Consider the following 12,089-nt stretch of genomic DNA (forward strand, 5'->3'; position numbering starts at 1 on the left):
ATTCTGGCGGGGGCCGTGCGGGTGGCGCTGGCCGGCGCACGGGAGGCCGTGTTCGACACGGGGTGAGTTGTCGTGGTGCGGGCCGGGGGGCTGGTCGCGCAGTTCTCCCCCGGACTTCGTCCGGGAGGTGCCCCCACCCCCAGACTCCGTCCGGGGGTAACCCCAGCGCCCCTTTGGGCGCGACCCTGCCGTGTTGAGAAGGGGTCCATCTTGGCTCATGTGTTCCTGCGGGTCGTTCGCGCGGGGGTTGCCGCGCTCTGTCTGCTTGCCGGTTCGGGGTGTGCCAACCCGCCCACCGGCAGTGACCAGGACGATCCGACCCAGCCGGTCACCCTGCGGTTCTGGCACGGCTGGTCGGAGAAGAACGAGGTCCGGGCGATCGAGGAGAGCATCGAGCGGTTCGAGGCGCAGCACCCCAACATCAAGGTCCGGGCCACCGGCCATGTCACCGACGAGACGGTCAACCAGGCGCTGCGGGCCGGAGGCGGCGACGCCCCCGACGTGGTCTCCTCCTTCACCACCAACAACGTGGGGCAGTACTGCTCCTCCGGGATGTGGGTGGACCTCGACCCGTTCATGCGGAAGACCGGTCTGGACAAGCACCGGGTCTTCCCGAAGAACCTGCTCGACTACACCGCCTACCAGGGTGAGCAGTGCGCGCTGCCGCTGCTGGCCGACGCCTACGGCCTCTACTACAACAAGGACGCCTTCGCGGCGGCCGGCATCAAGCGTCCGCCGCGCACCATGTCGGAGTTCCGGCGGGACGCGGTCAAACTCACCCGGCGCACCGCGGACGGCTCGTACCGGCGGCTGGGGTTCATGCCGAACTTCCGCTTCTACCAGAACAGCCCGGACCGCATGTTCGCCCAGTGGGGGCCGCGCTACTTCGACCGTAAGGGCCGCTCCCGGCTGGCCGAGGAACCCGGCATCCGGGACTTCCTGCGCACCCAGCGCGGACTCGTCACCGCACTGGGCGGATACGAGGCGCTGGAGGAGTTCCGTACCGGGTTCGGCGACGAGTTCTCCGCGGCGCACCCCTTCCAGACCGGCAAGCTGGCCATGCATCTGGACGGTGAATGGCGCGGACTGTTCCTGGACAAGGCCGAGGTGGGCTTCCGCTGGGGCACCGCGCCGCTGCCGGTGCCCGACGACCGGCCGGAGACCTATGGGCGCGGCTATCTGACCGGCACCGTCATCGGGATCGCGCAGAGCAGCCGGCACCAGAACGCGGCCTGGGAGCTGGTGCGCTTCCTGACCTCGGACACCAAGCAGGTGGTCGCCTTCGCCAACGCCATCCACAACGTGCCCTCCACCAAGGCGGCACTGCGCTCCCCCGAGTTGGACGCCGACCGGTCCTTCCGTACCTTTTTGAGGATCGCGCGGAATCGGTACAGCAGTGCCCCGCCCGCCTCCCTCAACGGCGGGCAGTACCTCGTCTCGTTCCAGGACTTCGGCTATGGATACGAGGCCGGTGACACCGACGGCCTGGACCGGCGGCTGCGCTCCCTCGACCACCAGATAGACGCCGACACTGTGCAGGCGCAGAACTGACGGAGCCCGCCATGGCCACTTCGACCTCCCCCGCCCGTTCGAGTCCGTCCGTCGGCACCGGAAAGGCGCTGCGCCGTGTCCACCGGCGGCGGCGCGTCCGCACCCTGGGGTTCCTCTCCCCCTGGCTGGTCGGCTTCACCGTGTTCTTCGCCTATCCGCTGATCGCCACCGTCTATTTCTCCTTCATGCACTACAACCAGTTGGAGAAGCCGACCTTTGTGGGGCTGCGCAACTGGCGTTATGTGTTCGAGCAGATGCCGCTGTTCGGTCCGGCGTTGCGGAACACCCTGTGGCTGGTCGTGGTGATGGTGGCGCTGCGGGTGGTCTTCGGTATCGGGATCGGCTTGCTGGCCACCCGGGTCAAAAGCGGTGTCGGATTCTTCCGCACCTGCTTCTACCTGCCCTATCTGGCGCCGCCGGTGGCCGCCACGGTGGCCTTCGTCTTCCTGCTCAACCCCGGGACGGGGCCGGTCGACAACATCCTCGGCGACCTCGGGATCTCCGCCCCGAACTGGTTCAACGACCCCGACTGGGCCAAGCCCTCGCTGGTGCTGCTGGGGCTGTGGGGCATCGGGGACCTCATGGTCGTCTTCATGGCCGCGCTGCTGGACGTCCCCAGGGAGCAGTACGAGGCGGCGCGGCTCGACGGGGCCGGCCGACTGGCCACCTTCCGCTATGTCACCTGGCCCTCGATCACCCCGATCGTGATGTTCGCGGTGGTGACCGGGGTGGTGCAGACCATGCAGTACTACACCCAGGCGCTGGTCGCCGGAAAGCTCGCCTCCGGGGTCGACGTCGGGCCGGGTTCGGTGGTGCAGCCCGGATATCCGGACCACTCCACGCTCACCGTGCCGCAGCTCGTCTACTCGCTGGGATTCCAGAACTTCAACACCGGTGCCGCCTGCGTGCTGTCGCTGGTGCTGTTCGCCATCGCGATGGCCGTGACCACCCTGCTGATGCGCCGCGGCGCCGGCCTGCTGACGGCGGAGGACTGACCGATGACCGGCACGCTTCCCGCCACCGCGGCGCCGCGGTCCGCCCGGCGCGCCCCCCGCCCCCGGGCCGTACGCGCCGCCCGCCGCCGAGCGGTGCTGCACTGGATCGCGGTGCACACCACGGCACTGGCCGCCGCGCTCTTCTTCGTGCTGCCGTTCGTCTTCGTCCTGCTCACCTCGGTGATGAGCGACGAGCAGGCGATGAGCGGCCGGCTGTGGCCGGACGACTGGCACTGGTCCAACTACACCGAGGTGTTCCGCACCCCCGGTTTCTGGGACTGGTGGTGCAATTCGCTGATGTACGCGGGGCTCGGCACGCTGTTCACGGTCTGCTCCTCGCTGCCGGTCGCCTACGCGCTGGCGAAGTTCCGCTTCCGCGGCCGGCGCACCGCCATGGTGCTGGTGATCTCGACGATGATGCTGCCGCCGCAGGTGGTGGTGATCCCGATGTACCTGGTGTGGGCGCAGCAGTTCCATCTGTCCGGCTCGCTGTGGCCGCTGATCATTCCGATGGCGTTCGGCGACGCGTACTCCATCTTCCTGCTGCGGCAGTTCCTGCTGACGATTCCGAAGGAATACCTGGAATCGGCCCGTATGGACGGCTGCGGGGAATTCGGCACCCTGGTGCGGGTCGTGGTGCCGATGGCCAGGCCGGGAATCGCGGCCGTCGCCCTGTTCCAGTTCTTCTACTGCTGGAACGACTACTTCGGCCCGCAGATCTACGCGGCGCAGAATCCCGGCGCCTGGACCCTCAGCTACGGACTGGAGAGTTTCAAGTCCGCGCACAACGTCAACTGGAATCTGACGATGGCCGCGACCCTGCTGGTCATGGCCCCCGTCATCCTCGTCTTCTTCTTCGCTCAGAAAGCCTTCGTCGAAGGCGTCACACTGACAGGAGTCAAGGGTTGAAGCTCGCAGTCGTGGGTGGCGGCTCCACCTACACCCCGGAACTCATCGACGGCTTCGCGCGGCTGCGCGAGGTCCTGCCGGTCACCGAACTGACCCTCATCGACCCGGCCCTGGAGCGGCTGGAGCTCATCGGGCCACTGGCCCGGCGGATCCTCGCCCGGCAGGGGCACCCCGGCCGGGTCAGCTGGACCGACGACCTGGACGCGGGCGTGGACGGCGCGGACGCGGTCCTGCTCCAGCTGCGGGTGGGCGGGCAGGCCGCCCGCGACCAGGACGAGACCTGGCCGCTGGACTCCGGTTGCGTCGGGCAGGAGACCACCGGCGCGGGCGGGCTGGCCAAGGCGCTGCGCACGGTCCCGGTGGTGCTGGACATCGCCGAGCGGGTGCGCCGCCGCAACCCGGGGGCCTGGATCGTGGACTTCACCAATCCGGTGGGCATCGTCACCCGCGCCCTGCTGACCGCCGGGCACCGGGCGGTGGGCCTGTGCAACGTGGCCATCGGCTTCCAGCGCAAGTTCGCCCGCTATCTGGGGGCGGCCCCGGAGCAGGTCGTCCTGGACCACGTCGGGCTCAACCACCTCACCTGGGAACGCGGCGTGCGGCTGGTCGGCACGGCCGGCGCCGGCGGTACGGACCGTACGGGCGGGGTCGAGGTGCTGCCCCGGCTGCTGGCCGAGCACGGCGAGGCGATCGCCGCCGACCTGCGGATGCCCCGCGCCCTGCTGGACCGGCTGGGCGTGGTCCCCTCGTACTACCTGCGCTACTTCTACCGGCACGACGAGGTGGTGCGGGAGATGCGCGCCAAGCCCTCGCGGGCCGCCGAGGTCGCGGAGATCGAGCGGCGGCTGCTGGAGCTGTACGCGGACCCGGCGCTGGACGAGAAACCGGAACTGCTCGGCAAGCGCGGCGGCGCCTTCTACTCGGAGGCGGCGGTGGCGCTGACCTCCGCCCTGCTGCGGGACACCGGCGAGGTGCAGGTGGTCAACACCCTGAACCGGGGGACCCTGCCGTTCCTGCCGGAGGACGCGGTGATCGAGGTGCCGGCCGCGGTCGGGGCGCGGGGCGCGAGCCCGCTGCCGCAGCAGCCGCTGGAGCCGCTGTTCGCCGGACTGGTGGCGGCCGTCACCGGCTATGAGCGGCTGGCGCTGGACGCCGCGCTGCACGGCGGCCGGCAGCGGGTCTTCCAGGCGCTGCTGGCCCATCCGCTGATCGGGCAGATCGATCTGGCCGAGCGGCTGACCGACGATCTGATCGCGCACAACCGGGAGCACCTGGCGTGGGCCTGAGCACGGACGCCGCGGGCGCCACGGGGGTCCCGGCGGGCCCGGAGGCCGTGCTGGCCATCGACGCGGGCAACAGCAAGACCGATGTCGCCCTGGTCGGCACCGACGGCAGGGTGCTCGGCAGCGCGCGCGGCGGTGGCTTCCAGCCTCCGGTGGTGGGCGCCGAGCGCGCGGTGGCCGAGCTGGCCCCGCTGGTCGCCGCGGTGCTCTCCGCGCTGCCGGACGGCGGCCGGGGCCCGGTGCGCCATGTCTCGGCGTGCCTGGCCAACGCCGATCTGCCGGTCGAGGAGCAACTGCTGACCGAGCTGCTCCAGGCTCGCGGCTGGGGCCGTACGGTCACGGTGGCCAATGACACCTTCGCGCTGCTGCGGGCCGGGCTCGGCGACCGGGGCGAGCCGGTGGGGGTGGCGGTGGTGTGCGGGGCCGGCATCAACTGCGTGGGCCTGGCCCCCGGTGGCCGTACCGCCCGCTTCCCGGCCATCGGCCGGCTCTCCGGCGACTGGGGCGGCGGCGGGTTCCTGGCCGAGGAGGCGCTGTGGTGGGCGGCGCGGGCCGCGGACGGGCGCGGCGAGCCCACCGCGCTGGCCCGGGCGCTGCCCGAGTACTTCGGCCTCCCCGACATGGACGCGCTGATCGAGGCGCTGCACCTGGCGCGGATAAGGCCGGGGCGCCGGCACGAACTGGCCCCGGTGCTGTTCCGGGTGGCGGCGGCGGGCGACCCGGTGGCGCGGGCCGTCGTGCACCGGCAGGCCGAGGAGGTGGTCACGCTGGCCGGCACCGCGCTGGCCCGGCTCGGCCTGCTGGACACCCCCGTCCCGGTGGTCCTCGGTGGCGGCGTGCTGACGGCCCGGCACCCGCTGCTGGAGGACCGGATCCGGGAACTCCTCGCCGAACGGGCCCCCCGGGCCGAGCTCCGGTTGGTCGCCGCCCCACCGGTGCTGGGCGCGGCGCTGCTGGCCCTGGACCGGCTGGCCGCCCCGGAGTCCGCCCACCGCGCCCTGCGCGCCCACTACACCGGCTGACCCGCACGGCGACCGGGCGGTACCCCACCCGCGCGAGCGCCCGCCACCGGCCCGCCCGGACCGGTGGCGGGCCCGCGGCGGGCCCGTGGACGGCCGGTGGCGGGCCGGGTCGGAGTCGTACGGGAGTTTCGTACGGGAACCGAACGGGGCAGGTACGCGTGATGCGGAGAGAGGCCCGGTGCGGCGGGCCGCGAAAGATCGCGATCCGAAGAAGATCCGGGCAATACCGCTGAAGATTGCCAAGGGCTCCGGCCATACTGCTGGCGGACCCGTCCCCGCTGTCCCGGGCGGTGGGCCACCGCCAGCGACCAAGGGGGAGGGTCACGTGTCACAGCCGCCGAGCACGGGCGGACCCGTGCCGACCGGGCGACCGCACGGGCCCGGCGCGGCGGGCACGCACTCCGTCCCGGGGGCCGCGGGCGCGTATTCCGTCCCTGGCACGACGGGCGCTCCGGGGCCGGGCGGGGCCTATTCCACCGCCGGGCCGGCGGGCACGGCAGGTCTCCCGGGGCCGGCGGACACGTATTCCACCGCTGGACCGGCCGGCACGGCAGGCGTTCCGGGGGCGCCGGGCTCCCCCGGCGATCCCGGCGCCGGCGCGGCGGCTCCCGCACCCCCCGCGCCGGAGGCGGCCCCGCCCGCCTGGCGGGAGGCGCTGGACCGGCTGCGCGCCGCCGCGGTGACCGAGCCGGGCCGACTGCGCTCCATCGGCGCCGTACTGGCCGTACTGATCCTGGCCTTCGGCACGGTGACCGCCTGGCAGGTCTCCGAGCGGGCGTCCTCGGCGGACGCGGTGGTCCACCGCAGCCAGCCGCTGAGCGCGGACGCCGCCCGGATCTACCGCTCACTCGCCGACGCCGACGCCACCGCCGCCGGCGGGTTCCTGGCCGGCGCCAAGGAGCCGCGCGAGGTGCGCGTGCGCTACGAGCGGGACATCCGCACCGCCTCCACCCGGCTCGCCAAGGCCGCGGCCAACACCGGGGGCTCGGCCGCCGGCCGGGAGCAGATCACCCGGCTCGGCGAGCGGCTGCCGGTCTACACCGGCCTGGTGGAGGCCGCGCGCGCCAACAACCGGCAGGGGCTGCCGCTGGGCGGCGCCTATCTGCGGTACGCCAACGACACCATGGCCCGGGAACTGCTCCCCGCGGCCCGCGAGCTGTACGACATCGAGTCGGCACGGCTGGACCAGGACTACACGGAGGCCAAGGCGGGGCCCTGGGCGGCCGTCGCCATCGGGGTGGCGGCGCTGGGCGCCCTGGGCTGGGCCCAGTGGCGGCACCGGGTGCGCACCAACCGGGTGTTCAACCAGGGCCTGCTGGTCGCCACCGGCTGCTGCACCGCGATGATGCTGTGGCTGGCGGTGGCCCATGGCATGGCCCGGGCCGGGCTGAACGAGTCCAACGACCGCGGGGCCGCCTCGCTGCGGGTGCTCAACCAGGCGCGGATCGACACCCTGCGGGCGCGCGGGGCGGAGAACCTGACCCTGGTGGCGCGCGGCGCCGATGTGGTCACCGAGGGCCCGGACCAGGGCAGGGACGCCTACGAGGTGCTCTTCCAGGAACAGTTGGACGAGCTGGTGGGCGGGTCCGGCCGCGCCGAGGGCCCGGCCGCCCCGGACAGCCTGCTGGGGCGGGCCGCGGCGCTGGCCGACGACGAGGCGGGCCGCACCCCGGTGGCCGAGGCGCTGCGCGGGGTGCGCGAGTGGCAGCAGCGGCACCGCACCGCCCGGGAGACCGACGACAAGGGCGACTACGACAAGGCCTTGAAGACGGTCATCGGCAAGGAGGGCAGCACCGGTGAGTCCTTCGACCGGGTGGACACGGCGCTGTCCCGGGCGCTGGCGCACGAGCAGCGGGAGTTCCGTTCCGCGGCGGACGACGGACGCGCGGCCTTCACCGGCCTCGCGGTCGGGGCGGGGGTACTGGCGGTCCTGGGCGCGGCGGGGGCCGTGCTGGGGATAGGCCGCAGGCTGGCGGAGTACCGGTGACGGAGGGCGGCGGAATGCGGGGCTGGCGAAGGACACCCGAGCGAACGGACCCCCGAGGCAGGCCGGCCACGGGGCGGCCGGCGCGGTCCCGGCGCGGCCGGATCCGGGCGGTGGCGGCCGTCGGGGCGGTCGGCGCGCTGACCGCCGGGGCCGCGGTGCTGCCCGGCGCCGTACCGCACCGGGCCGACCGTACCCACCCGGTGGGGCACGGCGCACCGCTCGCCCAGGGCGGGCGCGCCCGCTCCGACGACTCCCAGGACTCCGGCGCGTACTCCGACTTCGAGGACGAGACCGGGCCCCAGGACTGCGACTCCCCCGAGGCCAGTCTGCGGCCCTCCGGGGCGAGCGGCCCCGCGGTCAAGCGGATCCGGGCCAAGGGCTTCCTGGTCGCCGGCGTGGACCAGAACAGCTACCGCTGGGGCTACCGCGATCCGGCCACCGGTCGGCTGGGCGGCTTCGACATCGAGCTGGTGCGGGCGATCGCCGCGAACATCCTGGGCGACCCCGACAAGGTCGTCTACCGGGCGATCCCGACCAGCCAGCGGGTCCCCGCCCTGCGCCAGCGCACCGTCGACGTGGTGGTGCGCACCACCACCATCAACTGCGCCCGGGCCCGCCAGGTCGCCTTCTCGACCGCCTACTTCCAGGCCGGACAGCAGGTGCTGGCCGCCCGCAACTCGCCCATCACCGGCTACGACGAGACCCTGCGCGGCCGGCGGGTGTGCACCGCCAAGGGCTCCACCGCTCAGGCCGAGTTGGCCAAGAAGAGCTACGGCGCCCGGCTGCTGCCGCCGGTGCCCAACCAGCTGGACTGCCTGGTGCGGCTGCAACTCGGCGAGGCCGACGCGGTGATAACCGACAACGCGCTCGCCGCCGGCCAGGCCGCCCAGGACCCGTCGGTGGAGCTCAAGGGATCGCCCTTCACCGACGAGTTGTACGGCGTGGCGATGAACAAGGACGACACCGACCTGGTACGCCGGGTCAACAAGGTGCTCGACGACTACCGCGCCGGCGGGAAGCACAGCCGCTGGCAGCGGGCGTACGACGAGTGGCTGGCCAAGGATCTCGGGAAGGGGAAGACGAAGCCGCCCAAGCCGAAATACAAGGACTGACCGCACACTGGTGGCAGCACCGCCACCGGCGCACCACACGCACCGCACGGTCCGGCACCGGTCAGGGCCGCGCGGGGCACGCACTCGGAGAGGTGATCGATGGGGGTCGCGGGACCCGTCCCCGGCGCTGCGGGGACCCCCCGGGGGCGCACCGCGCCCGCCATGAGCCGTGAGGAGGCGGACCGCGCCCTGGCGCGGCTGTCCGCCGAACACGAGGCCATCGAGTCCTCGCTGCTCGCACTCCAGGACCACGCCGGGCGGCGGCTGCTGGAGGGCGCCGAGCTGACCGGCCTCACCAAGGGCCGCTGGGCCATCACCGAGCAGGCCATCTCCCTGCTGTGGACCTACTTCGACGCCTACACCGAGGCGCTGCGCACCGCCCGCGAGGTGCGTGCCCGGCACCGCTGGCCCACCCCGGCCGAACTGGCCGAGCTGGGCCGGCTGCTGGGCGGGCCCGCGGTCACCCTGCCCAGCAGCGGCAGCCTCGCCAGCGCCCCCTTGCTCAGCGAGGAGCTGGCGCTGGACGAACTGGTGACCCGGATGAACCGCTGGTACGCCGAGGCGCTGGACGTGATCGTCACCGCCGACGCGGTGTGGTCGGCGCTGCCCGCCCGGATCGACATGCTCGCCGCCGAACTCCACCGCACCCGCTCGCTGGCCCACTCGGTCGGCGTGCGGCCCGGCGAACACCCCGCGGGCGACGACCTGGAGCGCATCACCGACGAACTCACCGCGCTGCGCGCCGAGGTGGTCCGCGACCCGCTCTCCTTCTGGGTGCCGGCCACCGGCAGCTCGGCTCCCGGCGGCGGCCGGCCGGACACCCGGCGGTACGACGACGCGGCCCGCGCGCTGGAGGACGTACGGCGCGAGATCGAGGCGGTGCTCGATGTGCGGCAGGACGCCGAACAGCGGCTGATGCGGCTGCGGGACGTGCTCTCCCGCGCCGACCGCACGCTGACCGAGGCCCGGCAGGCCCGGGTCGAGGTGCTGGCGAAGATCGCGGCCTTCGAGGTGCCGGCGGTCAGCGGCCCGCCGACCGCGCTGCACGAGCAACTGGCCACCGCGGCGGACTACCGCCGGCGCGCCCAGTGGCACCGGCTGTCCCCGCTGCTGGAGAGCCTTGAGCAGCGGGCCGACGACGAACTGCTGCGCGCCCGGGAGTCCTTGAGCGCGGTCACCGCGCCGCTGGCGGTCCGCGCCGAGCTGCGCGGGCGGCTGGACGCCTACCGGGCGAAGGTGGCGCGGCACGGGATGGCGGAGGACCCGGTGCTGGTGGAGCGGTACGACCAGGCGCGCCGGATGCTGTGGAGCGCGCCCTGCGATCTGCGCGCCGCCGAGGGCGCCGTACTCCGCTACCAGCAGGCCGCGGCCGAGGCCCTGGTGCCGCCGCAGGCGGGGCCCGAGGACCGGAGGGGTGACGGGTGAGCCGGCAGCGAACGGCGCGGCCGACCGGACTCGGCCACGGGGAGGCGGCATGAGCGGCGCGAACCAGCCCTGCCAGCGGCCGGACTGCGGCGGCTCGTACGAGGACATGGGCGGCGGGGAGCTGTACTGCGACCTGTGCGGGCTGGCTCCGGTGGTCGCCCCCTCGCGGAACCCGGCGTCCCCGTACGGTCCGGGCGGCGACGGCCTGGTGAACTCGCCGGCCACCGGGGTCACCTCGGCCGGGCGTCGGGGCAGCGGCTCGGCCGGCTCCCACGCGGGGTCTCGTGGATCCCGTGGCTCCCGCTCCTCGGCGCCGTCCCGCTCCTCCCCGCGCTCGGTGTCGGGGCGGCTGTCCCGCTCGGCCTCGGGTCAGATGACGGCCCGTTCGGTGTCGGTGCGCAGCTCCCGTTCCTCCTCCACCGCCTCCTCGGGGCGCAACCGGCTGGGCGCCGGACTGGTCAGCATGCCCGAGGTGCCGCGCCCCGATCCGCGTACCGCGGTGCTGGCCGACCCCGAGGTGCCGGAGCGCAAGCGGTTCTGCAGCAGGGGCGACTGCGGGGCGCCGGTGGGGCGGTCGCGGGCCGGCCGGCCGGGCCGCACCGAGGGCTTCTGCACCAAGTGCGGGCACCCGTACTCCTTCGTCCCCAAGCTGAACCCGGGCGATGTGGTGCACGGGCAGTACGAGGTGGCCGGCTGCCTGGCACACGGCGGCCTGGGCTGGATCTACCTGGCCATAGACCACGCGGTGTCGGACCGCTGGGTGGTGCTCAAGGGCCTGCTGGACACCGGTGACGAGGACGCGCTGGCGGTGGCCGTCTCCGAGCGCCGCTTCCTCGCCGAGATCGAGCACTCCAACATCGTGCGCATCTACAACTTCGTGGAGCACCTCGACCAGCGCACCGGCAGCCTCGACGGCTACATCGTGATGGAGTACGTCGGCGGCAAGTCGCTGAAGGAGATCGCCAACCAGCGGCGCGCCCCCGACGGCAGGCGCGATCCGCTGCCGGTCGAGCAGGCGTGCGCGTACGGCATCGAGGCGCTGGAGGCGCTGGGCCACCTGCACAGCCGCAACCTGCTCTACTGCGACTTCAAGGTGGACAACGCCATCCAGCAGGGCGACCAGCTCAAGCTGATCGACATGGGCGCGGTGCGGCGGATGGACGACGCGGACAGCGCCATATACGGCACGGTCGGCTACCAGGCGCCCGAGGTCGCCGAGTCGGGGCCGTCCGTCGCCTCCGACCTCTACACCGTCGCCCGCACCCTGGCCGTGCTCACCTTCGACTTCCAGGGCTACACCAACGTCTTCGTGGACAGCCTGCCGCCCCCGGAGAACATCGAGGTGTTCCGCACCTACGAGTCCTTCTACCGGCTGCTGGTGCGGGCCACCGACCCGGACCCGGGGCGCCGGTTCGGCTCCGCCCAGGAGATGGCCGACCAGCTGACCGGGGTTCTGCGCGAGGTGGTGGCGCTGCAGACCGGCCGGCCGCGCCCGGCGCTGTCCACGCTGTTCGGGCCGGAGCTGCGGGTGGTGGACACCGAGCTGTTCGCCGAACCGGCGGAGGACCCGTCCCGGCTGGGCGCCCGCACCACCGGCCGCCGCCGACGCGGTAAGCCCGCCCGGGCAGGACGCCCCGGAGTCCCGGCGCCCCGCCAGGCCCCGGAACGGGGGGCGGCGGTGCCGGGCACGCCGGGAGCGGCGACGGGTGCGGGACCGGTGCCTGGCGCGGGGTCGGTACCGGTTTCGATTACGGGTGCGGGGCCGTCGCAGGGCTCGGGGCCGGGGTCGGTGCCCGGTGCGGGGC

General features: G+C 73.6%; 9 protein-coding genes. All 9 read left to right on the forward strand.

The window, feature by feature from the left end; genetic code table 11:
• Positions 1 to 210 precede the first annotated feature (210 nt).
• Complete coding sequence (locus E4099_RS20345; protein WP_446697072.1) at positions 211 to 1,551, forward strand: ABC transporter substrate-binding protein; 1,341 nt, start codon at positions 211 to 213, stop codon at positions 1,549 to 1,551.
• Positions 1,552 to 1,562: 11 nt separating this feature from the next.
• Entirely contained in the window at positions 1,563 to 2,546 is a 984-nt protein-coding gene (locus E4099_RS20350; protein ID WP_135340527.1) for a carbohydrate ABC transporter permease, read from the forward strand.
• Positions 2,547 to 2,549: 3 nt separating this feature from the next.
• Positions 2,550 to 3,455: a carbohydrate ABC transporter permease gene (locus E4099_RS20355; RefSeq protein ID WP_135340528.1), complete on the forward strand. Its 906-nt coding sequence runs from the start codon at positions 2,550 to 2,552 to the stop codon at positions 3,453 to 3,455.
• Positions 3,452 to 4,741 (forward strand): 6-phospho-beta-glucosidase, encoded by a 1,290-nt coding sequence (locus tag E4099_RS20360; protein WP_135340529.1) that lies wholly within the window; start codon positions 3,452 to 3,454, stop codon positions 4,739 to 4,741. Before E4099_RS20355 ends, E4099_RS20360 begins: the two co-directional genes overlap by 4 nt.
• Complete coding sequence (locus tag E4099_RS20365; RefSeq protein ID WP_245245033.1) at positions 4,732 to 5,760, forward strand: N-acetylglucosamine kinase; 1,029 nt, start codon at positions 4,732 to 4,734, stop codon at positions 5,758 to 5,760. Before E4099_RS20360 ends, E4099_RS20365 begins: the two co-directional genes overlap by 10 nt.
• 679 nt (positions 5,761 to 6,439) lie before the next feature.
• Positions 6,440 to 7,747: a hypothetical protein gene (locus E4099_RS20370; protein WP_342451932.1), complete on the forward strand. Its 1,308-nt coding sequence runs from the start codon at positions 6,440 to 6,442 to the stop codon at positions 7,745 to 7,747.
• Between the two features lie 14 nt (positions 7,748 to 7,761).
• Complete coding sequence (locus tag E4099_RS20375) at positions 7,762 to 8,859, forward strand: glutamate ABC transporter substrate-binding protein (RefSeq protein ID WP_135340530.1); 1,098 nt, start codon at positions 7,762 to 7,764, stop codon at positions 8,857 to 8,859.
• 99 nt (positions 8,860 to 8,958) lie between these two features.
• The gene (locus tag E4099_RS20380) at positions 8,959 to 10,284 is read left to right on the forward strand and encodes a coiled-coil domain-containing protein (RefSeq protein WP_135340531.1); all 1,326 of its coding nucleotides are present in this window, start codon (positions 8,959 to 8,961) and stop codon (positions 10,282 to 10,284) included.
• 49 nt (positions 10,285 to 10,333) lie between these two features.
• Positions 10,334 to 12,089 (forward strand): serine/threonine protein kinase (locus tag E4099_RS20385; protein ID WP_245245035.1); only part of this gene is annotated, 1,756 nt, incomplete at its 3' end.

The organism is Streptomyces palmae (assembly GCF_004684805.1).
In the GTDB taxonomy this organism is placed as follows: Bacteria; Actinomycetota; Actinomycetes; order Streptomycetales; family Streptomycetaceae; genus Streptomyces; species Streptomyces palmae.

What these genes read in the sequence shown, in the direction of transcription:
- E4099_RS20350 (WP_135340527.1), top strand. Translation starts at nt 1,563, where the DNA reads ATGGCCACTTCGACCTCCCCCGCCCGTTCGAGTCCGTCCGTCGGCACC.
- E4099_RS20355 (WP_135340528.1), top strand. Translation starts at nt 2,550, where the DNA reads ATGACCGGCACGCTTCCCGCCACCGCGGCGCCGCGGTCCGCCCGGCGC.
- E4099_RS20375 (WP_135340530.1), top strand. Translation starts at nt 7,762, where the DNA reads ATGCGGGGCTGGCGAAGGACACCCGAGCGAACGGACCCCCGAGGCAGG.
- E4099_RS20380 (WP_135340531.1), top strand. Translation starts at nt 8,959, where the DNA reads ATGGGGGTCGCGGGACCCGTCCCCGGCGCTGCGGGGACCCCCCGGGGG.